Raw genomic sequence first — 24,333 nt, 5'->3', positions numbered from 1 at the left:
CGATCATTCGCAGCTCGGACGGCTAGGCTCCGGATCACTTCCGCTGCCTAGGATCCCTTGCAGGTACGCGAAATTCTCCTGGCAAAACAGCACGCGATCACTGCCCGCCAGGCGCGCTCGCTCGCGGAACTCTCGGGCGGAGCCGCCATCCATCAGCCGACCCGGCGCGTCGCTCGAGTTGTGAAAGCCCGTTCCCTCGGGCTGAGCGAGCCCCAGTGCGTGACCCAACTCGTGGGCCAGCGTGTCACCGATCAGGCTGCCTAGCGCGTGCACGGCACAGGCGATCTGCAAGGGGCGTGAGTCCGCTGCATCACAGGACGCGACACTCGGGAGAACAATGAGTTCGGTCTCGGTCGCGAGGACTGGATGCCGCCCAACGTCAGGACGGAACGGGTCAAAGAGCTGATCGAAGGTTGGGTCGGCGCCACTCAGCTCGGTCGCGAAGTTGCCTGGGTGCTTGCTGAAGCCGAACAGGCTCTCGACGAACACCCCGCCAAATCCGGGATCGCCGTTTTCCTGGGTCACTGCGTTCACCCCGCCCACGCGATCGTCCAGGCGGATGTTGTTCACGTCTTTGCCCGGAGTGTTGTCGTAGCCGAGTAACCCAAGTCCGTTTGGATCCAGACCGCCCACATCGATACGAGTATACAACCCGAAGTCCTCAGGCTGTTCCGTACGGAACTCAACGCTCAGGCCAGCATACAGCGCACTAGCGACCTCGAGCGCTCGCTCGCGGATGGGTTGATCCACCGCCCGCATACCGAAATGTCGCAAACTCTCCACGTAGCTCGGTAAGAAGCTCACGTAGACGACCTGTTTTACGGGTAGTAGTTCGAGTTCGACAGGCTCTGGGGCGCCGGTGATCGTTTCGCCCGCGTAACTAACGATGGGCGTGATGTTGCCGGCGAGCGTACCCTTGGTGCGGCGCAGATCGGCCGAGGTGCCCAGAGCATCCTCCTCGTTGATCACGTAGACCAACTCGTTCCCGGACTCGAAGCCCGGAACTATCTCGAAGCTCACCGGGATCGAGACGCCACCTTCGAGGGTAAAGTCCCCCGCCAAAAGCAAGCGCGTCGCCGCGGGCGTCGGGTCGTCCTCACTCTGCGCGACGAAGCCGCCGCCGGTGACCGAAACCTTTTGCCCTAGGCTCCCGCTCTGAGGTGACAGCCCGAAAACTCGTGGAGCGAGTAGCTCCAAGCTCAACGGAAGTTCAGCGCTGCTTCCCCCCGTGGCTTGGCTGGGCGAGTTCTCGATACGCACGCTTCCGTTGAAGCTTCCTGCGGCGATCCCTGCGATGCGCGGTGCGAAGGCAAAACTGCCCGAGGCGCGCTCCGGGGAGCCGTTCGTCTCGAGCACGAGGCGCTGTTCAAGAACCGCTTCGCAGGTAGCCGCCGTCGTCGCCTGGAAGCAGCCATTCACCACCACGACGCTGTGGCCTTCGCCTCCGCCCAGCAGAAAGCCACTCCCAGTGACTTGAATGGCGTCGTTGACGAATGCCACGCCGCCCTGAGCGGTATCCAAAACGGGAACCAGCTCCGCAGCCGATGAGAGGTTCCAGTCCTGGCGGTTCGAAGTATGCTCGCGACCATCCACCGCGTCGACGCCGACGACCTGCGCCACCAGCAACCCGTTTCCTCGCGGTGCGGACGCAGGCCAGCTACCGACGAGGACCTCGCCCTGACGCTCCAGGGGAATGACCAGGTCCGCTGGACTGCCATCCAGGCTGCCAACCAGTCGGAGCTGCAGTTGCTCTACTACATCAGGAAAGCTGCCCTCCACGCGCACGTCGCTACCGGGTAGCACGAGCCCGGGCGATATCGCGCTCACCACCAGGTCCGCTAGCGACTTGATGGTCTCTGTCGGAGCAGCTTCATCACCGCTACAGGCCGGAGCGACGCACAGTCCAAGGGCGAGGACGAGCGCAGACGAGCGCCTCACGGGCATTCACTCGCGGACAACCCGATGCACAGGTCGTACAGGTTCTCCGCGCCGCCGTAGCCACGCACGACGAGGTAGTAGGTGCCCGACACAGTGATTGGATAAGAGAACGACTCGTTGGAGTCGCTGCTCTGACCATTGTCCGAACACCCGCTTACGTCCAGCTCGTCGCACTGGGTGAGCAGCGTAGATCCCTGATAGAGCAAGATATCGAGGTCCTCGAGGGCGGAGCTCTGGTCGAACGCAAGCTCGGCGTAGATCGTCTCTCCCGCGAACATATCCACACGGAACCAATCCTCATCCCAGCTGCAGATGGCGTTAGTGCTCACGCTGTACGGCCCGCTGTCGAGGTCCACGATGCGGGCTTGAGAAGCTTGATCGTCATCCTCCGCGGAGTCGTCGCTGCACGTCGGACCACAGCTCTGCGGACTCACGGACCAACTGAGGATGTACTCGTTGCGCGCCAGATCGTAGGAGTACACGCGGGCGTAGTAGGTTCCGGGGGGCAAGCAGCTCTGAATCGACTCCTCCGAGGTGAGACCACTGCTGCGGGCGATCAGTGCACCGGCGCCGTCATACAGCGCCAGGTCGAGATCGGAGGCGGTGTCACCGAGCAAATCGAGGCTCAGCTGGCCCTCTTGGGTGACGTTCAGCTTGAACCAGTCCTCGTCATCGGTGTCTCCCGACGGGCAAGACACCAACAGCTCGTCACCGCTGGGCAATGCCTTCGCAGTGGCCAGCGAGTCGTTTTGCTCAAACGCGTCATCCATGCACGTCGGCGGCGGATCGCCGCTACAGCTCTGACTGGTGGGCACACACTGACGCGCGCTCGCGCCGCTCTCGCTGGTGAGGGCGTTGGTTGAGCAGGTGTATCCCTGGGGACATGAGTTCCCGGAGCCACAGGCAGACAGACAGCTCGCCCCCCCCCCAACCTGGACGCAGAGGTCACCACTGCCTCCACACTGCGCGTCAGCGGAACATGGCTCGCACAGCCCAAGTCCGCCGCCGCCGCCCGACGCGGTCACGTTGATCTGGTAGCTACCGGTTAGCGGCATTTGCGTCAGGTGATCGCAGTCAGCCATGGCGTCGTCATCGTCACGCGCCACCAAGATGTAGTAGAGCTGCGCGCTACCGCCCGCTGCGGCGACTGGATTCGGAATCCTGCCGAGCCACTGTCCGTCTTGTTGATTTCCGCTCAGCTTGCTCATGCTGACCTGGGTCATGGCGCCGAGATCAGGCGGCGAACCAGGATCACTCAGCGAGTAGAGCAGCAGCGGCTCGTACTTGATGCCCTTGTCGTCAGTGACATGCGCACGGATCTCGACGTCGTTGATCCCGTTCACGTCCGCTGGGGTGTGCTCGATCACTGGAGCACCTCCAGGGCAGTTGGCCTTCTGAGCCTTGCGCAGCACCACCACGAAGTTCTTCGTTACCGCGGGGTTGTCTCCGTCATCGGCGCTGAGGCGCAGGGTGTAGATATCCTCAGCCTGGATTTGCGCGGCCGTGGGGCAAAAGGTCCAGGTCGCGGTCAGTCCAGAGTCTTGGAGCAACTCTGCGCCTTCGATCACTGGCTCCGTCTGAGCGATGGTCACGCCGGGGCTGTCAGGGTCTTCGACCTCGATCGCCACTTCGACGCACTTCTTTTGAGATAGGTCGAGGGTCGTGCCCGTGCCGAGCGGCTTGCGGAAGACCGGCGCGCCGGTGCCGATGCTCGAGCGCACCTCAATCGTTACCGCGCGGGTATCCTTCGCCTTGCCGTCGTTGACGGTGAAGTCGACGATGTGAATGCCAACGTCAGTGGCGAGGGGTGTCCAATTGAAGATCGCTGCGTCGCTACCAGCAGGGGTCAGCGATGCGTGGCTGGTGACTCCGTCCGAGTCGCTAGCGAAGCTGAAGCTCAAGCTGTCCCCGTCGGGGTCACTGCCGAGCACGCTAAAGCTCAGCGGTTGGTTCACGCTTACCGTCTGGTCAGCGACGGCGGACAGCGCGGGCCTCTGGTTCGTGCTTCCCTCTTCGGAGCTGCAGCCGGTTGAGGTGACCAGCACAGCAGCGACCAGAAGGAGGGACCAGAGAAGGGGCTGCCTCTGCGAACCCACACGGGAATGCGAGCCAACGTCGGGATTGGCAAAAACACGGGAAAGGAAGCAAATCACAGGAGCTCCAAGTATGGCCGATGCCGGAATGGCCAGGCTGGAAAACTGCCATCGCAGTCGATCCGACGTTGACCAAGCACGCCACGACGGGTAATAAACCCGCCTACACTGTAGGACAACTGCTCCCGGCAGCGAACCACGCAGGCGTCAGCTCCACTGAGGTGGCACTGAGTGGCGATCGCCTCGTAGCGCTGCCATCGCCCGTGCGTCAAAACCCTCTCACCAACACACGTCGCGGCTGACTCCGAATTCGCACACGAGAATTGCCCCGCAGCGCGCAGCCTGGCGCGCTTCCCTCAGAGGCCATTCCCGTCACGGCGAAAGTCCGGAGCACAGCGCGCGGTGGAGTCTAGCTATGCAAGAGCCTCGAGTCCGTTCTCCCAAGCGTCGTGATCCCGCACAGCCCACTCCCTGGCTGCTGCGCCCGCTGTTCCGCCCGCTGGTCGTGGTCGGGCTGTTCTCTATGGCTGCATTCGGCTGCAGCTCCGAGGATCCCGCGACGGGACCCGATACCGAGATCGCGAACAGCGAACAGGACGCGCCGACGTCGGACCTCGATGCCTTGTTCCTCGATGCCCCTCCCGACGGCGACCTGCCGGACGAAGGTAAGGCAGACGAAGTGTACCCCGCGCTGTACACGGATCTCGTTGCGCTGCAGTCGCCCGTGCGCAGCCAAGGCTCGCGCGGTGTTTGCTCGATCTTCTCGACCACCGCGCTGATGGAGCACCTGTACATCGCAGAGGGCACCATCCAGAACCCGGACTTCTCCGAGCAGTACCTGCAGTGGGCAGTGAAGTCTCAGGTCAAAGCCTTCACCGACACCGAAGGCTCGAACGCCCAGAGCAACATCGACGCGATCAATCGCTTCGGTATCGTGGAAGAGGCCGACTGGCCCTATCAGACGCGCCCCTGGGGCACCTCCAATGATGCGGCGTGCACCGGCGAGAAGCGCCCAACCAAGTGCTACACCAACGGTGAGCCCCCCGAGGCTGCGAGCAGCGCACAGAAGTTCTACCTGCCGCGAGGCCGCTGGATCAGCGCCCGGCGCAACAGCATCAAGGCCTACCTGAAGAACAACAAGCAGGCGGTCGTCGCTGGCATGACGTTCTTCTACCAGTCGTGGAACCACGGCGGCTCACCCCTCAAGGTCGACAAGGCCATGTGGCGCGAAGGGTTCATCACCTACCCCAACGCAACCGACAAGGAGAAGAGCCTCGAAAAGCGCGCGGGTCACTCGATCCTGATCGTCGGCTGGGACGACAACGCCGAAGTGAACAAGCGCGATGGCGAGGGCAACCCGATCCTCGATGCAGACGGAAACCCCGAGAAGGAAAAGGGCTTCTGGATCATCAAGAACAGCTGGGGCACTGGCAGCTTCGGCGTGAACAACCCGAACGGTGACGGCTACGGCTACCTCTCGATGGACTACGTCGAGGAGTACGCCACCGTCTACGCGAGCGGCATCCCCGACGTGAAGCTGCCCGATGAGGTCTGCAACGATGGCGAGGACAACGACCGCGACGGCGCAGTGGACTGCGACGACAGCGACTGCAGCATGGACGCCGCCTGCGTCGCCGCTGCTCAGACCTACAACCAGACCAGCGCTCAAGACATCCCCGACAACGATGCGACGGGTATCACCAGCGAAATCGTCGTCGCCGAGGGTGGTGAGATTGGCAGCCTGGCGGTCACCGTGGACATCACCCACAGTTACCGCGGGGATCTAACCGTGAAGCTGGTCAAGGGCGGCACCGAGGTCGTGCTTCACGACAAGCAAGGCTCCGGCGCAGACGATCTGAAGCAGACCTTCGACGTGCCCGAGTTCGTCGGACAAGACGCCGCTGGTACGTGGCAGCTCGTCGTAACGGACACCGCCAACCTCGACACCGGCACGCTGAACTCCTGGAGCCTGACCATCAACCGTTGCCCGGCGGGCGGCTGCATGGCGGGCGACGTCACCCACTATGAGAACACCGTCGGCGGAGACATCCCCGAGGACACCACGGGCTTGAGCAGTGACATCGAGATCACCGACGCCGCCACGATCAGCGGCCTCGTGGTCAACGTCGACATCACTCATCCGTACAAGGGCGACATCACCATCAAGCTCCAGAAGCTTCTGGCCGGCGAGGTGGTGCTGCTGACGGCTGACGCGAGCGATGGAGCCTTCACGCCGATGAGCTTCAACGTGAGCGACTTCAACGGAGAGGATGCAGTGGGTACCTGGCGCTTGATCGTCCTCGATGAGGCCACCGGAGACACCGGTCGCCTGAACTCCTGGAGCCTGGACGTCAGCCACTGAGGCTCTCAAGAGCTGCAGAGAGGCGCCAGCGGTTCACTCCGCTCGGCGCCTCTCGGCTTTTGTGGGTCCCAAGTCTCGCCGCCGACGGCACCTGCCAGGACAACCCCGACCGAGTGCGCGTATGCTGCGTCGGTGCCCCGCAGGTCCCGCTTGGTGCGGCTCAGCCTCTGCTTCTGGACGCTAGCGCTGCTCAGCGTTGCCTGGCTGTGGTCGAGCCCCGCGGCCGCGGGCACGCTGGTGATCGAAGCGGGCCGCGAACAGGAGATCCTCGGGCTGTTCCAACCTTACCGCCTGGCAGGAGACGTGACACCGGAGTGGAAGCTCTGGAACGTGTCAATCCGCGCGCGCGAGGTCCACGTCGAGCTCAAGGGCGAAGGAGCCGAGGAGTGCGAGCTTGCGCTGCGACATCAGGAAGAATCCGACAGCACCACCTTCGATCACAGCGAGAACTTCTCTTTCTACTTCCCCAAGGATCCATCGCCGTCTTGTAGGACCGCCGGTCTGAAGTTGGCCGAGGCCGTCAAGCAGAACGACCATGGGGTGTTCTGGCGCCACGAGGTCGAGGTGGTTCAGATCGATCCGCGCTGGCTCACCGCTTGGCAGGTCGTCGCCTACGATCCGCTCCTCCGCTTCGCGGGGTTCGTCGCGCTACTTGTGGGCATGCTCACGAGAGAGCTCCTGCGCCTCCCAAGTCGCTGGCGCGCCGGCATGCTCGGGCTGTTAGGACTGGGCGTTGCCTTGCGCCTGACGCTGACCCCGGCAGACGCCGCCTTTGACGCCTGGCCTTTCTCCCGCGAGCCCACCATCGCTGGCCTCATCTGGCGAGGCCCGCTCATGGGGATGGTTTCGGAGCACACCCATATATTCCTCACGGATATTATCTACAAAACGGGACTCGTCTTCGGGCTTCTCGGGCCAGCGGTCGTGTTCATGCACGCCTGGCGGATGCTCGGCAGTCATCGCGCGGCTGTGTTCGCGGGCGGATTGATCGCGATCTGGCCAAGTCACCTACGTTTCTCTCACGCCGACGGCACATTCATTTCCAGCATCGTGTTCAGCGGGATGAGCTTCGCGCTCGCCCACGATGCCTTGCGCCACCCGAGCCGCAACTGGCGCTGGTGCGCCCTGGGGTTGCTCGTGCCGGTGAGTCTGCAGACCTTCCAGATGCGTCCGCTGAACCAGATATTTGCGGTCTTGCTGGTCGGTGCAGCGATGATTTTGGGAGAAGGCATCCCGCGCGCTCGACGTTTCTTGGTTGCTGGCGTCGTCAGCCTCGCGACAGTCGCCATCGCCGTACCCCGGTTCCTGCAGGCTCACTCGGGAGATCTCAGCCATGCGAGTCCAGAGCTCGCCGTCTCGGCGTTTCAGTCCTTCTTCAGCTACCACTACAACACGCTTATCCGCGCGGAGATTACTCCGCCAATCGCGGTGGTGCTGGCGGTAGTCGGTACCGTCACGCTCTGGCGAACTCAGCGGCGAGTCGCGATTTTTCTGCTGGGCTGGTTCGCTCTGTTTTTCGTTACTCACTCGATCATCAATCCGAACTCCCCGCTGATGCAGGCGCGCTACCACCTGCACCTCATCGTGCCTTTTCTGTTGCTAGCCGCAGCAGGCCTGGAGGCGCTGATACAGAAGAACGCCCGACTCGGCTGGGTCGCCGGCGGCCTCCTGCTCCTGAGCCCGGCAATCCATAGCCACTTCATCCGGGATCTCGACGTCAATCAGCCGGCGGAGAACACCTTCGTGCTGTCGCTCAAGAAGTCGATTCCTCAGGGCTGCAGCGTGCTCGAGTACGTCGGCGAGCGACCGAATGAGTCTCGGATGACCCGACTCGGCGCGGTTCGGTTCGAGTCCGGCGAGCAACCGTTCTATCGAGTCGTTCACCTCGAGCGCGGCGCGGATGCGGCGGCCGCAGTCAAAGACGCACGCCAGCAGTCGTGCGCCATGGTCTACCTCGGACTTGCGTGCTGGATCGACGGCGACCCAGCACCGCAATGCGAGACTCTACGAAGCCAGTCGCGTGTGGTGGACGAACTCACCCGCGACAACCGAGTCTACGACGAGAACAACCTATTCTCGAACGCCGCAAGACCCCGCTTCACGCTCGGACTGTATGACCTGAAATCCGGCAAACCGGTGGAAGCCAGCGCGCACTAGTCCTGGACGTAGTCTTGAGGCTGGTAGAAGTAAGCGCGGATCCCAAAGAGCACTCCGGCGCCAAACATCAAGCCGGCGTACACCATGAAGCCGGTCGCCAGCGGCAACTTGCTGAACGTCTCGAACAGCGCAACGAACAAGTTGCCGCCCGCCACGGCCGCCAGCCAGAAGCCCATCACGGTGCTCTTCATGCGCTTGGGTGCTTGGGTATATGCAAACTCGAGTCCGGTGATGGACACCATGACCTCAGCCTGAGTGATCACGAAGTATGGCAACGCTTGCCAGAGGAAGCTCACCTGCCCCGGCCCAGCGGCTTCAATGCGGTTCTGGATGAACGCAACGAGCAAGAAGCTGAGCCCTGCCACCAACATCCCGCCGGTCATGCGGCGTAGCGGCGTCATCTGCAAGCCCAGCTTGCCGAGCCCGGGATAGATGAGCTTGTTGTTGAGTGGGATGAGGATCATCACCATCAGCGGGTTCAGCGCTGCGATCTGTGATGGCTTCACCTGACCAACCCCCGGCAGCTCGAGGTTCATCGTCTTTGCCTGCAGCACCCAGCTCGAGCCGTGCTGGTCGAACAGTGCCCAGAAAACACTCACCAGAAAGAAGACACTGACCACCCGAAGCACCGCGGGCGGTCCTTCAGCGGCTTCGATGCCGAAGTGGCGCGCTGCCCCGCCGAAGAAGCGGCTCTTCACCAGTCGCTCACGGCGCGCCTGAACGGCCGGATCCGCGTGCGCTACGTCGGGCACGTCGCCCGTTGGCTTCGCACCCGTGAAGTAACCCTTCACCGCATAGGCCAGTACCGCAAGGAAACCATCGTCTTGCTGCATGCGCTGACGGATCGCGAACACGATGCCGCCTAGCACGATGAAGCCAAGCGCGCTCGGTACGAGCAGCCTCCAGGAGACGTCGTGGAACACCGCAGGAGCAAACAAATGCGCGAAGGCGATCACGAACAGGCTCGAGCTGATGGCATCCAATGTCCCGAGCGTCCCCGCGGGGTGAGCCGGCACGTGCACGAAGACCTTGCGCCCCATCCAGAACGCCAGCGTGGCAAGGGCCATCAGTACCCCAGGGATACCAAAAGCCACCGTGGGCCCGTACCACTCCAAGGTCTTCGGGATCAGCAGCGTAGCGCCGGCGCTCCCGAAGTTGATGATGAAGTAGAAGGCCTGAAAAATCGTAGGCACGCGGAACCAGTTGCCGCGGCCGAATTGATCGCCCACGTGCGCCGATACGTTCGGCTTGATCCCCCCGGAACCAACGGCGATGAGGCCCAGACCAATCCAGAAACCGGTAACGGAGTGCTCACTAACAGCGAGCACCGCGTGGCCCGCCACATACACCATGCTAAGCCAGAGAATCGTGCGGTACTTGCCGAACAAGCGATCGGCGATCACCGCGCCCAGCAACGGAAACAGATACACCGCCCCCGCAAACACGTGATAGTGCGCCTTGGCCGTTCGCTCCGCGTCCTGGGAGAACACCGGGTGGTGGATGTACAGGTACTGCGCCAGAAACACCGTAAGGATCGCGCGCATGCCGTAGTAGCTGAAGCGCTCGCAGCCCTCGTTGCCGATGATGTACGGAACGCCAGGCGGCCAACCGGTGTTGTTGTGATCTGGGGAATGTCGAGGTTCGTAGGCCATGGATCTTTCTGCGTCGCGACGAGTCGCGAACGGTCGCGTGGTCTGCGAAGAGCGCGCACGGGCGCCGAAGCGTTGCTCCCCGTAACACGAGGGAGCAGCCAGAAGGAAGCCGTGCCGCCGCTTTCAGCAGCTGGCTGCACTCCGCTATCCGCTGTTTCGGCGCAGCCAAACCAAGGCTTCGACGTGATGGGTATGCGGGAACATGTCGTAGGCGCTGATCTCTTCGATCACGAAACCTGCCTGACCCAACGCCTTCAGATCCCGCGCGAGCGTGACGGGGTCGCAGGAACACATGCACAGCCAGCGGGCGGCGCTCGAGACCACGAACGGCACGCTCTCCTTGGCCCCAGCGCGGGGTGGGTCGAGCACTATCAAGTCGAAGCGACCGTCGGCCATTTCAGCAAGCACCTGCTCTGCGTCTCCGGCGAAGAAGCGTACGTCGAGCGGCCTCCCAAGTCGCTCGGCGACCGCAGACATATTGGCTCGCGCGGCGAGCACTGCGGGTTCGCTGATCTCGATCCCGACTCCGCTGAGCCCGGCTGCCGCGAGCGGAAAGCTGAAGTTTCCGGCGCCACAGTAGAGATCCAGGAAGCGCCGGACCCCTCGCTGCTCGGCGCCTCGGACCACAGCCGCGACCAGCGCGCGATTGACTGCCGCATTCACCTGGGTGAACGCCGCGGGCGGCGCCGCAATCTCCACCCCTTCACTCACGTCCCAGCGCTGGAGCAGCTCTTTGTCAGCCGCCGACCCTGCGACGACGAAGCGGATCCCTTCCCCCTGCATGCGTGCCTCGAGCGAAGCGTTGCCCGACGCGCCACGCTTCCCCCGCTGCTTCTTCAGAGTCGCGCGGACCAGGCGCTCTGGGGCATGGTCAGCGATCCGTAACTCGAGGCGTGTGAAGCCACGAAAGTGTCCCTGGCTCGCTATGCCGCGCAACACCCCAAGCATCTCTTCGAGGCGTGGGTTGCAGACCAAACACCGCTCGACCTCCACCAGTTCATGAGTCCCCGAGGAAAAGAACCCGAGGCGCCCCCGAGCGTCGACCTGGAGCTGCGCGCGGCGCCGGTATCCGGTGTCTGCCCCCGCGCTCTCGAGGCGGATCTCTGGAAGCGCTTCAGCACGGAAACCCCCGGTGCGGAGCAGCGCCTCGCGCAGGATCTCCTTTTTTGCCTCACGTTGGGCCGCTAGCTCGAGGTGCATCCAGTCGCAGCCCCCGCAACGCTGCTGCACCGGGCAAATCGGCTGGACGCGAGCCATCCCCGGCTCCACCAGCGTCCACTGTTCCGCTCGTTGATAGCCGCTGTGTCGCTTGATATTTTCCGCCAGGATTATATCGCCAGGAACGACTCCCCGGGCGAACCCCACACCGCCTCCCTCCAGGCGGGTCATGCCGTCCCCTCCAGGCACCAGCTTCTCAATCTTCCACTGCGTCACTTCTGCCCCCTGCCAAGGGACCGTCCCTTGGGGTTGGCAGCCAGTGCAAGCTTCGCTCGGGCTCCATCGAGGCTCTTCAAGGCTTCACGCTTCGACAATGGACTCAGCCGCTTGGCCTCGCGCTTCACGTAGCGCTCCACATAGTCTGGATCCACCCAGCCGTACTGGCGGAGCGCCCAGCCAACCGCCTTGCGGATGAAAAACTCGGAGTCGCTCAGGTTCGCCGCGAGCACCGCCTCCAGGAGCTGGGTGTCTGTCTCTTGTTTCATGTCCAGCTGACACAGGATCGCGCTTCGCCGCTTCCACAGGTCAGCATCGGTAGACCACTCGAGGATGCGAGGCATTATTTCCCCAGGGAATCTTTTTAACAGTTCCCCCACCCCGTGCTTGGCGAGGTGATCGACGAAGTCCCACCACGCCCCGTCAACGATCAGCTCCTCGTAGAGTGTCAGGGTGGAGGCGTCGCGAAGCAGCTTGAAACGCGCGTGGGTCAGGATCTCCATCGCGATGTAGCGCTCCTCGCGAAACACCTTGTCGGTTTTTCGAGCGCGACCCCGCCAAAGCGTGCGGACCAGCCCGTACAGCTCAGCCTGACTCGAGAGCGCCGGCAACAGCTCCCTGAGCGCCCGGCGCCTCGCGGTCGCTTGCACCCCCAGGAAGGGGAGTTCGCTTTTCATGTACGCCCGCATGGGCTCCGCTGCCTCTGGATCGGCGAGGGCCGCGAGCCCAACGCGAATGGACTCGACCCAGCGGGAAGTGGCAGCCATGCCGCGAACTTAGGCCTTTTTGCAGCAGCTTCGAGTTTTTTTGGGGGTGAGGGTCACACATCGATGCCCACGCACGACGCCGCACTCGTGACATGATGCCCGCAGTGTCCGAGCCGCCCGCTGCCCCCCCAACTCCAGCGCTACTGAACGACCCGGAGCTGCTCCGTGATCTGCGGCGCTTCATTGGGGGGCGCGTACCACGTGACGAAGCCGACGACGTCCTGCAGACCACCGTCGCGGCCGCGCTCGAGTCCGAACATGCACCAGAAGATCCCGAGGACTTCCGGCGCTGGCTGTTCGGAGTCGCACGCAACAAAGTAGCCGACCACTTCCGCAAGCGCGGCCGTGAGCCGCTGCTCTACGACGAGCCCCCGGATCAGGCAGCCCCGGACAGCGCCTCCAACGAAGCCCGCGAGCTCATGCGTTGGGTCGAGCGAGAGCTGCCGGAGGGCGACCAATCCGAAGATACATTGGAGTGGATGCTGCGCGAAGGCGCCGGCGAAAAACTCGAAAACATCGCGCGCGAAGAGAACCTGCCCGCGCCGCGAGTACGTCAGCGCGTCTCGCGCTTGCGCCGCTACTTCCGCACGCGCTGGGCCGCTGCCGCGGCGATCCTCGCCGTCTCGATCGTGATCGGTTTCTGGCTGTTCTCCACGACCGAAGAGGCCCCCCCCGTGGTTGAGATCCGCCCGGAACGCGACGCCGGCGTGGAGCGACCCGAGGAGTTGCGCAAGCAAGCTCGCAAGGCCTGTGAGGCACAGCAGTGGCGACGCTGCTTGGTGCTCTACGACGAGGCCAAGGCGATCGACGAAAAGGGTGACGCGCTACCCGCCGTCCAGGCGGATCGCAAGGCGGCTCAGGACGCAATCCAGAAGGAAGCACCGCTGCCGCCGCCGACCACCACGAAGCTCGATCCGACCCCAGGACCCAAGGACGCTGACGAGTTCGAGGCCGAAGCCGACGACAAGGCGCCCTTGGCTCCGCCGACCAAGGCTGGACCCGTTCCAACGGAGCGGCCGATACCACCGAGTCCAAAGCCGTCGCCCAAACCAACAGCGCCACCCCCTACGAAGGCGCCGCCCGCCAAGACCAGCGCCAAAGCCAAAGCCAACGTGGACTCGAGCTTCGGTTCCGAGATCCAGCAAAAGAAGTAGCGCCCTAGCAGGCTGCTTTACGCCTTGAACATGCGGCGCGCGTCACGACGTAGCCAGAACGCCAGGAGTGGCAGCGCGCCGAGCACACACGTCGGCAACCCGAGCACGATCAGCACCAAGTGGTAGCGCCACGCCCAAGGTTTCCGCGGGGCAAACGGGGCGTAGCAGTACGCGACGCCCAGCAGCACGCTCACCACCGCGACGCTGGACCCAAACGCCACCGGCTCGACCTCAGGCCGCGGCGCCTCATGCGCCATCACGACCATCCACGTGCCGATGCCAGCTAGCGCGAGATGCAGCACGCCCATGCACACCGCAAAGAAGCTGTAGTACGGCCAGATCGGAGCGTAGTCCTTCGGCGCGCTGAGCTTGGCTGCTTGGGCCATCGAGCGGCACTCTAGCCAAACGCGCCTGCTCCGGGGCGCTTTTCCGCCGCCGGAGTCAGTCGATCTGGCGCTGGATATCGCCAGGGAGGAGAAAGCCATACGCGCGCCGCCGAACATACCGCTGCCAACCCCGGTCCGCTCGGCGCAGTCGTTGTAGGAGCGCCCAGGTGCGCGCATCTTCAGCATAGTGGGCGCGGACCTCCGTCATGGTCAGCTCCGGCGTCACCCGCTCGTTGGCGATCCCCAGCCAACCGTCTAGGTGCTGCTCGAGTTCCTCCTTGATCAAGTTTCCCAGCAGATCGCGGAGGACGCTCCGCAGGTCGTAGTAATTCGCGAGGATGTCGCTGAGCATGAAGCGTCGAACCAGCGGTCTCAGCGCCGCAGGCAACGACGCCAAGAAGAGCTCCGTGTCCAAGCGCTCTTCCCCCGCCGCGTCTCGCAACAAGGGTGTCGTCAAATCCAGGTAGCCTAGCTCTCGCGCAACGTTCGACTCACCGCGAACGAACCAGTTGGAGAGCTGCGCGTCCAACCCGACGCGCTCACTCACCGCACCCGCGATCACCCCGAATAGCTCCGCCCCGAAACGCCTGGCAGGCGTGAGGTCCATCGTGCGCAACCGCGTGACGCACAGGCTCTCGGAGTCTATGAGTGGCTGCACGCAGTACGCGACCACCCCTTTCTTCTTCCTCGCGGCAATAGCAATCGTCGAACGAAGTGGCTGGATCCCGACGTCCCGGAGCGTCGCTATGTAGCTCTCGAACGTCTCGACGTAGCCTTGGAGCCGCGCCTCACTGGCAAACAGCGGTAGCCGCTTGACGGCGTAGGGCTTTCCCGCCGCCACGAGTCGCAACACCGGAGAGATCTCCCCGCTCCCGACTACGTCGAGCTCGGAGTCGTCCTGGCGCGACAGAGCGCTCTGCACCTGGAGTTCGAGCGCCTCCAAGCTTCTCTGCAACGCCTCATCGTCCCCCACCGCAGAACCTCCGAGATGCTTCGCTTGGTCGCACCTCAACCGAGAAATGCGGCGCGAAGCCTCCTCAGGACATCATCGGCATCGTCGGGCTGCAAGATGAGCGGCGGCAGGAACTGCACGACGGAGGTGTCATTCCCCGCATACAGCACGAACAGCCCTTGATCCACGAGCAAGCGCATGGCGAGCATGCCCGCCCCCTCGACGGGAAACTTGAGTCCCATCATCAACCCACGACGCCTGAGCTCGAAGGGGAGCCCCGCCATCCCGGCCTCGAGTTGCTCCCCCACCTCACACACACGGCGGAGAAACTCGGGTCGTTCGACCTGGTTCAGCACCTCGAGCGCGACGCGACACCCGAGCTCGGAGCCCCCAAAGGTCGAGATGTGGATGAACGGATCCGAAGCGAACAGCTGGTGGAGCTCGTGGGTCATCAAGGTCGCGCTGATCGGATACAGCCCGCCACTCAGTCCCTTGCCGCTGACAAGTACATCCGGGCGGAAATTGTGGTGCTGATAGCCCCAGAGGCGCCCCGTACGTCCGAGACCAGTTTGCACCTCGTCCACGATCAGCTTGATCCCACGCGCTCTGCACAGCGCGGCGACCCCCTCCAGGTAACCAGGCAGCGGGAGAGGCATCCCCAGCGTTGCTGGAATCGGCTCGAGCAGCACCGCGGCGACTTCGTCGGTCAGGGCGCGCTCCATCGCCTCGAGGTCGTTGAAAGGCACTTGCTCGAAGTGAGAGTCGCCGCACAGCACCTTGTCGCGGAAAGTTGCATCACCCGCTGCCAGAGCCAAGCCGGTGTGCCCATGGTAGCCGCCGTGCACGGAGATCACCCGCGAGCGCTGCGTTGCCGCACGGCAAACTTTGATGGCGAGGTCGATCGCCTCCCCTCCCCCAACCCCGAACACCACACCGGTCAAATGATCGCCTGTGGAGCGCGCTAGGCGTTCGGCGAGCAGTGCGCGCCAGCCGCTGACGAGGTGGTGGTTACCAATGTCGACCTCATCGAGCGCCTGTCTCAGGCAAGCGATCAGTGCTGGGTTCCGATGCCCCAGATTGAAGACGCCGCCATTGGAGTGGCAGTTGACGAAGTACTCCCCGGTGAACGCATCACGAAACCCGATGCCATCGCGCTCGCCCATCACGAGCGTCAGCCCGTATTCACGGAACACGCGTGTCTTACCCGGTGAGACGAACTGCCCGGACGCGTCGAAAGTCGCCGCGCCATCAGGGTACGGCTGCGGAGTGCGGGCGACCATCTCACTTCGAATGGTCGCAGTCGGCGCTTTCACGGGGCAATCTCCCGCCCGTGACTTCCGCTGACCTCGAATAGCTAACGCTGCGTTACTGCGCCGCGAATGTCAGTTCATGTCCGAGGCGTCTTCGTCTTCGACTTCGATGCCGCAGTGCTCGAGGAAGCTCGCGAGCCAGTCGCGCTGCTCAGTCGTCCAGCGCGCGGAGATGGCGTGCTCAACCAGCTCAGCGAGCTGCGCCTCGAGCTCATCCAGATGCTCATCGTCCAAGCGCTGGATGTAGAGCCCAACCCGCTCGAGATTCGGCGTGGCGTACTCGGCGCTCACGACGTCGTCCTCGGCCATATCCAGGAAGTACGCCACCTGGAGCAACGCACACAACACCGGGTCGAGCCCCAGCTCTTCAGGGATCTCCGGGAGCCCCGGAGGCGCCACCTCGGCCATCTCAGGAACCTGCCGGGGGTTCGACGGGAGCACGTCGGGCGGGCTGCTCCCCCACGGTACCAAACGCGAAATCCCAGAACTTCGAGCTCACGCCGTAGCGCACGTCCGGCGTCTTGAAGTGGTGCAGCATGTGATGCTTCTTCAGACGCAGCCAGTACTGTGACTTCGGGTTGTAGTGGTGGATGTAGTAGTGGATCAGGTCATACGACATGTAGCCGATGGTGAATCCCGCATGGAAAGGCCACACCCAGCGCTCGCCAAGCAAGGGATAGAAGATGGCGAGGAAGATGAAGAACAGCGAGATGCTCACCGCGGGCGGCATCACCAGCCGGTACTTGTCCTTCGGCCACTTGTGATGGACGCCATGCACCAGGAAGTGCATGCGCTCTCCAAGCTTGCCCGGAGGCTCCCAGTGGAAGAACGTTCGGTGTAGCCAGTACTCGGCCAGTGACCACACCACCGCACCGCCGATGAACAACAGCACGGCGGCCACAGCGCCAACTCCCTGACGCGCGACGCCCCAGTACATGCAGGCGGCCGCCGCAGGCACCATCACCATGGGCACGACGATCGGATGCGTGCGCGAGAAGAAGTCGACGAAGTCGTTGTCGAACATCCGCGGTGAGTCTTCGGTTGCCTTCATCATGGGAGTAACGCGCGGACTTTAGGAACCGGCCTTGTGCTTGGCAAGGCAGCAGGTCCGCTAAGAATCCGTTGATTTTTAGGAACCTGCGAACCCGGTTACGCACTCCCAGCAATCTCACCAACGCCCGAGCCTGACATCGCCGTCATGCAAGCTGCGGAAAGCCGCACGCCCCTGCTGCGGTTACCGCGAACCTGCCTACGCAAAGTGGACCCACGCGAGACAGAAGAGTCACTCAACTCTGACTCAGCGGGGGAGTTTGGGGGAGAGGCGGCACCGCTTCGGCGCGCGTTATCGAGATGCGCACTAACGCAGAGGCCGGCTCCGGCGTCTATCCATTGACCTCACCCCGTGTGCAGACGCCCACGAGGTCGAACCCTCTGCATCAACCAGATCCCCCACTTCCTTCGTACGTCAACTGAGAGCCAGGAAATCCAAAAAGCGGAACACTTCCTGCACTGGATTGGTTGCACCCACAAGGCAACGCCCCAGCTCCCGCCGACCCAGTCGCGCGTGACGCTGGTTCGGCGGCTGCATTCCTCCGCCCCGGCCACTCCCCCATCGCCATGTCCCCCGTTCAGAAGCCCTCCTCACGCCCCCCTATCGACGACCTCGATGACGAGCAGTCCGAGGTGCGCGCGCGGGTCACGCGGAGCTCGACGATCATTCCGCCGGCCCTCGGGACCGGAGCGCCGACGCGAGAGACGACCACGGTCACGCCGCTGGTGCGCCCCGACCGAGCACAACTCGGCGAAGTGCTGATTCAAGCAAAGGCCTTGCTCGCGACGCTGCCAATCAACAGCCGTCGAGCCCAGTTGTTGCGACTCGCGATCATGCGCCGCGACCAAATCCTGCTCGAGGCGCTACTCAACAACGTGCACACGGCCTGAGGACATCCACCTTCGGAGTCGCTGGCTCAGGCGAGCTTCCTCAGCTTGCCCCGGTCGATCTTGCCCAGGTGGGTGCGCGGCAAGTCAGCGACGACGTGCACCACCCGCGGCGCTTTGTACGGCTCGAGCTGATTCCGTACGAAATCGACGAGCTGCTCAGCGAGGTCGGCACTCGGCTGGCTCGCAATCACGAAAGCGTGAGGCTTGACCAGTCCCTGTTCGTCGCTCACGCCCACGACCGCGCACTCCCTCACAGCAGGATGCTCGAGCAGGCAGTTCTCCACCTGGGCGGGGCTCAGCCACTTTCCGCCCACCTTCAGCATGTCGTCGCCTCGGCCGCCGTAGGTGACGTAGCCTTCCGAGTCCATGTTGATCATGTCCCCGCTCACGTACCACTCGCCGCGAAAGGCCATGAGCGACTTGTCGTGCTGCTGGTGGTAGCACAAAGCGCGGGAGTCACCCTTGACCCAGAGCCATCCGGTTTCTCCGCGCGGCAATTCGTTGCCGTCGTCATCGCAGACCTTCACCTCAAAACCTTCAACCACGCGCCCCAAGGTACCTGGCTTCACGTCACCGAGTCGATTGGTCAAGAAGACGTGCCACATCTCCGCCGTGCCCAAGCCGTCCAACAACTCCACGCCGAAGCGGTCCTTCCAGCGCTGGTAGAGTTCCACCGGCAGTGCTTCACCTGCGCTAGTGGCGAGTCGCAAGCAGCTGAGATCCGCCTCGGCCGCGCGTTCACTCCCGAGCAACTTGCTCACCATCGTGGGAACATTGATCAGCACCGTTGGGCGATGCCGGGCGATCTGTTCGAACAGCTTGTCTGCCGTGCAGCGCTCTGGGAATAGCACCGAGGTGGCACCCACCGAGAACGGGAAGAGCAGGTTCGAACCCGTCGCGTAGCCAAAGTAGAGCTTCGGGACGCTGAGGGTGATGTCGCTCTCACACATGCCGAGCACTCGCTTGCCGTACAGCTCGGTGGTGTTCGCGAAGGAGCGGTGCGTCTGCACCACCGCCTTGGGACGTCCGGTAGTTCCCCCCGAAAACAGCCAAATCGCCGGATCATCGCGATGGGTCGGGAAGCAGTCGAGTTCCGTCCCTAGCTCTGCCTGACGGGCGCTGAAGCTCACCACATCTGGCCCAGGGCTGCTCACCGCGCCGGCTTCCCCGACGACGATCAGCGTCTTCAAGAGCGGCGCACTTTTTGCTGCCGCACGGAACACGTCCAGCTGCTCCTCGGCGATGACTACGACCTTGGCCCTGGTGTAGGCATAGAAGTACTCGACCTCATCCTGAGAAAGGTCCTTGTTCACCATCACAACGGCCGCGCCCAGCTTCAGGGTGCCGAACAACGCGCCCGCGAACTCCGGCACATCCGGTAGCGCGATCAACACGCGCTGCTCTGGCTCCACGCCGCACTCACGGAACAGATTGCCGAAGCGGTTCGCCATGGCGTCCACCTCCGCGTAGCTGAGGCAGCGGTCCCCACACAGGATCGCTGTCTTACTGCCGTGAGTCCCGAGGCGCTCGACCAAGAAACGCTCGGCGATGTTCAGTTGCTCCGGTAGGTCTACGGGCTCGCTGGCTGCCATCGCGGCCGAGCGTACCCTTTAGACTTCAAGTTTCCAACGACTGTCGTGATGGACCAAACCATCGACTATTTCGACGCGACTATCGCAACGCTCGGCGATGCGAGGATCATGGGTCACCACAATCACGCCAGTCCCTCGCTCGCGATTCAACCGACGCAGCAGGTCAAAGACCGCATCGGAGTTGCCTGTATCGAGATTGCCCGTTGGCTCATCTGCGAGCAAAAGCGCGGGATCCGCCGCGAGCGCGCGCGCGACCGCTACTCGCTGTTGCTGGCCTCCGGACAATTGCGCCGGTCGGGACGAAGCGCGGTCGGCAAGACCAACCGTGTCGAGCGCCTCGACCGCCTTTGCCAATGCAACGTCCTTGCTCACGCCACCACGAATCAAGAGGGGCATCGCCACGTTTTCCGCACAGTTTAGTGCGCCTATGAGGTGATGGAACTGGAACACAAAGCCGAGGTGCCGACTCCTGAGCCGAGTCAGCGCAGCTTCGTCGAGGCGACTGGCCTCCTCGCCCGCCATCCATAGAGCGCCTGTTGTCGGTCGGGCCAGCAAGCCGATGATGTTCAGCAGCGTGCTCTTTCCCGAACCCGACGGTCCCGTGACAGCGCACAGCTCACCGCGGCGCAGAACGAAGTCGATGCCATGCAGCACTTCGACAACGCTTCCGGAGTTCTCGAAAGCCTTGGTGATCCCTTGAAGCTCGAGGACGACGTCAAGCTCCTTTGCGGTGTCTACCTCACTAGCCATTGCGGATCGCCTCCGCGGGGTCGAGAGCCGCAGCTCGCCGAGCCGGCACGACTCCAGCAACCACGCCGGCTGCGGTCGACACGACGAAGGCCAATGCGAACAGCTGCGGAGTCACCGCAAACGGAAAAAAGGCACTCCCATCAGGGTTGGTCACTAGCGCCCCGAACGCTTGCGTGAGACCAAACCCTAGGACGGACCCAACGAGCGAGCCAGCGGCACCAATCACTCCGCCTTGCACTAGGAAGACCCGGAGCACGATTCCCCTCGCGGCGCCCATCGCCCGCAGAATGCCGACTTCTTTTGAGCGCTGGATCACCGACACGACGAGCACGCTCGCAATACCGATGGCCACACTCACCAAAACGAAGAAGCGAATCATCGTCGTCGAGGCACTCTGCGAGCTCAGGGCTGTCATCAGCTGGGTATTGTTCTCGATCCAGCTGCGTGTCGTGAGGCCAGTGAGTCCGGCGATGGTTCGGGCGGTCGCGTCAGCTCCGTAGATATCCTTCACGCGCACGTAGATCGCGGACGCACGTCCTGGTTGGTTGGTAAGAGTCTGGGCCGCTCGAAACGACATCAAGACCCACGTGCGATTCATCTCGCGCCCCCCCATGTCGACGATGCCGCGGATCGAGTACACCTGACCCTCAGATGAGGCCGTGCGGAAACGGACACGGTCTCCGATGCCAACGCCGAGGTTCTTCGCCAGCTCCACACCGAGAACTACGTCACTGCCGCTCACCTCATAGCGCCCCGCCTTGAGGTTCTTGCGAATCGGAATCACGGCGTCGAACCGCGAGGAATCAGCACCGATGATCAGCACCCCTTGTTCCGTGTTGCCCCGCAAGGCGGTGCCCGGCCCAGTGCTGAGCGGAACGCTGGCTTCGACCTCCGGGAGCATCTGGATAACCCGCTCCGCCTTCTGCCATTCGTCGATCGCCCGGTCCTGCTGCATCGGGCGCTCCACGTGGCGCAACAGCAGTTGCCCATCCGCCGCCTCGCGCAAGGGCCGGCCTTCTCTTTCGAGGGGAGACACAATCACGTGGGGCTGAGTGCCCAAAGTGCGGTCGATGAGACTAGTTTGCAGCCCCGTGATCAGCGCGGTGATAAACACCATCACCGCAACGCCTATCCCCACTCCACTCACGATCAGCAGGCTCTGCAGTCGCTGATCCCACATGAAGCGCAGCGCGAGGAACCACGCAAGCTTCACCGGGCTGCTCCAGGCATTTCAGGCCCGCGGGGGGCCGAGCGCGCGTCGGGCACCAAGATCTCTTGCCCCACGGATATACCCGTGAGCACTTCGACATGGGTGTCACCTCGCAAGCCTAGGCTGACGTCCTGCCGGCTCCCTCGGTTGCCCGTCCAGATCGTGACCCAAGGCTGTCCGGCCTCGAGCCCTTGCACCACCGAAAGCGGAACCACAAGGGCGTCGCGCTTGTGTGCGACGGTGACCTCAACGGACACCGTCATGTTCGGGCGCAGGTACTCCGGGGGATCGGGCACATCCAAGCGAACCTCCACCGTGCCGCGTTGTGCGTTGACGGCTGGCGCGATGTAGGCGACTACCCCGAGGAAGTGCTTGTCAGGAAAGGCCTCGGCGCTCAGCAACGCAGACTGCCCAAGCTCCAGCGTCGCGAGGTTGCGCTCATCCGGTTCGATGCTCACGCGTGTGCGCCCTTCAGAAGAAAGCACGACGAGCCGCGACCCGGGGCGCACCGACTCCCCGGACTCCACCAGCCGTTCCACGATGATCGCGTCAGTCGGCGAACGCACTTCTGCGCGTCGCAGGTTCGCCTTCGCGACCGCAACCTGAGCCTGCGCCAACGCGACCTGAGCTTGGGCGCTCAAGCGCTGGTTTCCTCCAGGTTTGACGGCCTTGACCTGCAGCGTGGCGGCCTTCGCTTGGCTTTCGAAGACGGTTAGCGCACGACTGGCCTCTTCATAGGCCTCCTTCGTGATCACGCCGGCATCTAGTAGCGCCTTCTTGCGGCGCTCTTCCGTGCGCGCGTTTCGCAGGTTCGCCTCTGCCTGAATGGCAGATTCAGTTGCCTCGGGGAAACTAACCTGACGCACAGAAGCATGACCAACTCGGGCCTGAGCAAGCAGTGCCTCGGCCTGCTTCAGTTGCGCCCGTAGATCGGCATCGTCCAACACTACGAGCAGCTGACCCGCCTTAACGTGATCGCCCTCTCGCGCCTCTACGCTGATAATGGGCGCGGTAACCAGCGCGTCGATGTGGATCTCGGACGGCGGCATCACCTGGCCGCTCGAAACGATCGTCTGAACGATTTCCCTGCGCTCTGCGACGCTAAGGGCGGGTGGCTTCTTCGGCCAGAGAAGCCAGAACGCCGCCCCGGCTACGACAAGCAGGAATAGTCCAAGCGCGAGTCGCCGAGTCACCCGCCTCTTCTCCCGTCCGAGACGCCGAAACACAAGCTCCGAGTTAAGAACACTACGCCAATGGCGCTAGCAACCGGACCCCGTCTTCGAACCGGCGCACGAGCCACGCGGGTTTAGGGGCGCCCTGTGCGCAGGCTGCAAAAGTTTCGTGAAACCAGGCTGAGAGCACCTGCGCATCGTGTGCGCGACGGGCAAACAAGGAAACTTCGTAGTTCCACAGCAGGCTCCGCATATCGAGGTTCGCCGAGCCGACGATGGCAAGCTCGGAATCGATCAGGACCGCCTTCGCGTGGAGCATTCTTGGCAGCGCACCCTTTGGAACGTCAGAGGCGCCGAAGCGCCAAATGGATACGCCCGACTGCTCGAGTTGGCGCAGGTAGGGACCTGCGATGCGATCCGCCAGAGGATGGTTCGAGCGCTGGGGCACCACGACGCGCACGTCCACACCACGCCGCACTGCGATTTCAAGGGCCTTGAGCAAGCTGTCATCCGGTGAAAAATATGGAGTCGCTATCCAGATGCGTTCTTCGGCACGAAAGAACAGCTCAAGAAAGGCATCGTAGATCGGGTCTCCACGCAGATCAGGCCCGCTCGGGACGACGTCCACGCTACGCGCGACGGTGCCCGAATCTGTCTCTGGCGGGGCCTCCTCCAACTCTTCACGCGCCGCGAACTCCCAATCCGCACGGAAAATTTTGTCGAGCTGGCCCACACATGGCCCGGTAACGGCGACGCTCAGGTCACGCCACCGCGCGGCGCTAGGCTCCGCGCCCATGTATTCATCCGCCAGGTTCATCCCGCCGACGATGGCGATCTCGCCGTCGAAGAGCGCAATCTTTCGGTGATTGCGCAGATTGGCTTGGCCGCGAAATGGCCAGTGCCAGAGGGGCATGAAACGCGCCACATGGCCACCCGCCGCTTCGAATGCCCTGAGCTCGCGCTTTGGAACTCGGAAGAAGAGCAGGTCATCGACTAGTAGCCTCACGTCGACCCCAGCGCGAACCCGCTCGGTGAGGGCGTGAACCAACGCTCGACCGGTGGCGTCGTCACCGAGCACGAACGTCAGGATGCGGATGCTCTGCTTAGCGTCCTGGATCCGCCGAAGGAACTCCGCATACGCCGACTCGCCACTTTGGAGCCACGTGAGGGTCGTCGCTTCCGGCGGCGCCGGGTCGAATCCTCGAGGCAACGTGCTGTACGAGCGGTGATGCAAGAGCCGTTTGCTGGTGAGCCGTTGACGAAACTTGCGACCACCAAACATCAAGAACAGCGGGATCGCAAAGTAGGGCAGGAGAACAATGCCCAGCACCCAGGCGAACGCGCTTCCGGTGGGCCTGCGCTGATGGAGCACGCTCCCGATGAGCACCACCGACAGCACGAGCACGAGGAGCGAGATCAGCTCGTGACTCAACAGCAGGCCGATGGTTCCCATCGCCGGGAAC

Annotated in this window: 18 protein-coding genes and 1 pseudogene; 4 read left to right on the top strand and 15 right to left on the bottom strand. The window is 63.4% G+C overall.

The window, feature by feature from the left end; genetic code table 11:
• Nucleotides 1-3 precede the first annotated feature (3 nt).
• On the bottom strand, nt 4-1,938 hold the full coding sequence (locus H6718_17495; GenBank protein ID MCB9587197.1) for a hypothetical protein: 1,935 nt from the start codon (nt 1,936-1,938) through the stop codon (nt 4-6).
• Entirely contained in the window at nt 1,935-3,893 is a 1,959-nt protein-coding gene (locus tag H6718_17490) for a PPC domain-containing protein (GenBank protein MCB9587196.1), read from the bottom strand. Before H6718_17490 ends, H6718_17495 begins: the two co-directional genes overlap by 4 nt.
• A gap of 553 nt (nt 3,894-4,446) precedes the next feature.
• Between H6718_17490 and H6718_17485 the strand changes: the two genes are divergently transcribed.
• Nucleotides 4,447-6,393, top strand: coding sequence for a proprotein convertase P-domain-containing protein (locus H6718_17485; GenBank protein ID MCB9587195.1), 1,947 nt, complete (start codon nt 4,447-4,449; stop codon nt 6,391-6,393).
• Between the two features lie 132 nt (nt 6,394-6,525).
• Entirely contained in the window at nt 6,526-8,550 is a 2,025-nt protein-coding gene (locus H6718_17480) for a hypothetical protein (protein MCB9587194.1), read from the top strand.
• On the opposite strand, the gene H6718_17475 is transcribed toward H6718_17480, so the two are convergent.
• The 3 genes from H6718_17475 to H6718_17465 form a co-directional block, all read right to left on the bottom strand.
• Nucleotides 8,547-10,202, bottom strand: coding sequence for an MFS transporter (locus H6718_17475; protein MCB9587193.1), 1,656 nt, complete (start codon nt 10,200-10,202; stop codon nt 8,547-8,549). The two genes, H6718_17480 and H6718_17475, sit on opposite strands and share 4 nt — an antisense overlap.
• 144 nt (nt 10,203-10,346) lie before the next feature.
• Nucleotides 10,347-11,636, bottom strand: coding sequence for a class I SAM-dependent RNA methyltransferase (locus H6718_17470; GenBank protein ID MCB9587192.1), 1,290 nt, complete (start codon nt 11,634-11,636; stop codon nt 10,347-10,349).
• Nucleotides 11,633-12,403, bottom strand: a complete 771-nt coding sequence (locus H6718_17465; protein ID MCB9587191.1) for a DNA alkylation repair protein — start codon at nt 12,401-12,403, stop codon at nt 11,633-11,635. Before H6718_17465 ends, H6718_17470 begins: the two co-directional genes overlap by 4 nt.
• Nucleotides 12,404-12,495: 92 nt before the next feature.
• Here H6718_17465 and H6718_17460 point away from each other — a divergent pair.
• Nucleotides 12,496-12,672, top strand: a pseudogene (locus tag H6718_17460) (hypothetical protein).
• A gap of 902 nt (nt 12,673-13,574) precedes the next feature.
• Here the strand turns inward: H6718_17460 and H6718_17455 are convergent.
• The 5 genes from H6718_17455 to H6718_17435 all read right to left on the bottom strand — a co-directional run bounded on the left by H6718_17455 (nt 13,575) and on the right by H6718_17435 (nt 17,256).
• Nucleotides 13,575-13,943 (bottom strand): hypothetical protein, encoded by a 369-nt coding sequence (locus H6718_17455; GenBank protein ID MCB9587190.1) that lies wholly within the window; start codon nt 13,941-13,943, stop codon nt 13,575-13,577.
• A 55-nt stretch (nt 13,944-13,998) separates the two neighbouring features.
• Nucleotides 13,999-14,898 carry a hypothetical protein gene (locus tag H6718_17450; GenBank protein ID MCB9587189.1) on the bottom strand — a complete coding sequence of 300 codons (900 nt, stop codon included), beginning with the start codon at nt 14,896-14,898 and terminating at the stop codon, nt 13,999-14,001.
• Nucleotides 14,899-14,951: 53 nt separating this feature from the next.
• A complete protein-coding gene (locus H6718_17445; protein ID MCB9587188.1) occupies nt 14,952-16,175 on the bottom strand; it encodes an aspartate aminotransferase family protein in 1,224 nt (407 codons plus the stop codon).
• A gap of 102 nt (nt 16,176-16,277) precedes the next feature.
• Complete coding sequence (locus H6718_17440; protein MCB9587187.1) at nt 16,278-16,613, bottom strand: hypothetical protein; 336 nt, start codon at nt 16,611-16,613, stop codon at nt 16,278-16,280.
• A gap of 1 nt (nt 16,614) precedes the next feature.
• Nucleotides 16,615-17,256, bottom strand: a complete 642-nt coding sequence (locus H6718_17435) for a sterol desaturase family protein (protein MCB9587186.1) — start codon at nt 17,254-17,256, stop codon at nt 16,615-16,617.
• 566 nt (nt 17,257-17,822) lie between these two features.
• Here H6718_17435 and H6718_17430 point away from each other — a divergent pair.
• A complete protein-coding gene (locus H6718_17430) occupies nt 17,823-18,146 on the top strand; it encodes a hypothetical protein (GenBank protein MCB9587185.1) in 324 nt (107 codons plus the stop codon).
• Nucleotides 18,147-18,172: 26 nt separating this feature from the next.
• Here H6718_17430 and H6718_17425 read toward each other — a convergent pair whose 3' ends face one another.
• From H6718_17425 to H6718_17405, 5 genes are read right to left on the bottom strand one after another with little or no spacing between them, the layout of a single operon-like run.
• Nucleotides 18,173-19,738, bottom strand: a complete 1,566-nt coding sequence (locus H6718_17425; protein MCB9587184.1) for a benzoate-CoA ligase family protein — start codon at nt 19,736-19,738, stop codon at nt 18,173-18,175.
• A gap of 18 nt (nt 19,739-19,756) precedes the next feature.
• Nucleotides 19,757-20,488: an ABC transporter ATP-binding protein gene (locus tag H6718_17420; protein ID MCB9587183.1), complete on the bottom strand. Its 732-nt coding sequence runs from the start codon at nt 20,486-20,488 to the stop codon at nt 19,757-19,759.
• Nucleotides 20,481-21,701 carry an ABC transporter permease gene (locus tag H6718_17415; protein ID MCB9587182.1) on the bottom strand — a complete coding sequence of 407 codons (1,221 nt, stop codon included), beginning with the start codon at nt 21,699-21,701 and terminating at the stop codon, nt 20,481-20,483. The genes H6718_17420 and H6718_17415 overlap by 8 nt, the downstream gene beginning before the upstream one ends.
• Nucleotides 21,698-22,891, bottom strand: a complete 1,194-nt coding sequence (locus H6718_17410; GenBank protein MCB9587181.1) for an efflux RND transporter periplasmic adaptor subunit — start codon at nt 22,889-22,891, stop codon at nt 21,698-21,700. Before H6718_17410 ends, H6718_17415 begins: the two co-directional genes overlap by 4 nt.
• Before the next feature lie 52 nt (nt 22,892-22,943).
• On the bottom strand, nt 22,944-24,323 hold the full coding sequence (locus H6718_17405; GenBank protein MCB9587180.1) for a cardiolipin synthase: 1,380 nt from the start codon (nt 24,321-24,323) through the stop codon (nt 22,944-22,946).
• Nucleotides 24,324-24,333: the final 10 nt, after the last annotated feature.

It is taken from the genome of Polyangiaceae bacterium, assembly GCA_020633205.1.
Lineage (GTDB): Bacteria > Myxococcota_A > Polyangia > Polyangiales > Polyangiaceae > JAHBVY01.
The sequence above is the reverse complement of the archived record's forward strand: the minus strand, read 5'-3'. Positions and strand labels throughout refer to the sequence as shown.

What these genes read in the sequence shown, in the direction of transcription:
- H6718_17485 (MCB9587195.1), top strand. Translation starts at nt 4,447, where the DNA reads ATGCAAGAGCCTCGAGTCCGTTCTCCCAAGCGTCGTGATCCCGCACAG.
- H6718_17475 (MCB9587193.1), bottom strand. Translation starts at nt 10,202, where the DNA reads ATGGCCTACGAACCTCGACATTCCCCAGATCACAACAACACCGGTTGG.
- H6718_17465 (MCB9587191.1), bottom strand. Translation starts at nt 12,403, where the DNA reads ATGGCTGCCACTTCCCGCTGGGTCGAGTCCATTCGCGTTGGGCTCGCG.
- H6718_17455 (MCB9587190.1), bottom strand. Translation starts at nt 13,943, where the DNA reads ATGGCCCAAGCAGCCAAGCTCAGCGCGCCGAAGGACTACGCTCCGATC.
- H6718_17445 (MCB9587188.1), bottom strand. Translation starts at nt 16,175, where the DNA reads ATGGTCGCCCGCACTCCGCAGCCGTACCCTGATGGCGCGGCGACTTTC.
- H6718_17440 (MCB9587187.1), bottom strand. Translation starts at nt 16,613, where the DNA reads ATGGCCGAGGTGGCGCCTCCGGGGCTCCCGGAGATCCCTGAAGAGCTG.
- H6718_17435 (MCB9587186.1), bottom strand. Translation starts at nt 17,256, where the DNA reads ATGAAGGCAACCGAAGACTCACCGCGGATGTTCGACAACGACTTCGTC.
- H6718_17430 (MCB9587185.1), top strand. Translation starts at nt 17,823, where the DNA reads ATGTCCCCCGTTCAGAAGCCCTCCTCACGCCCCCCTATCGACGACCTC.
- H6718_17425 (MCB9587184.1), bottom strand. Translation starts at nt 19,738, where the DNA reads ATGGCAGCCAGCGAGCCCGTAGACCTACCGGAGCAACTGAACATCGCC.
- H6718_17420 (MCB9587183.1), bottom strand. Translation starts at nt 20,488, where the DNA reads ATGGCTAGTGAGGTAGACACCGCAAAGGAGCTTGACGTCGTCCTCGAG.
- H6718_17405 (MCB9587180.1), bottom strand. Translation starts at nt 24,323, where the DNA reads ATGGGAACCATCGGCCTGCTGTTGAGTCACGAGCTGATCTCGCTCCTC.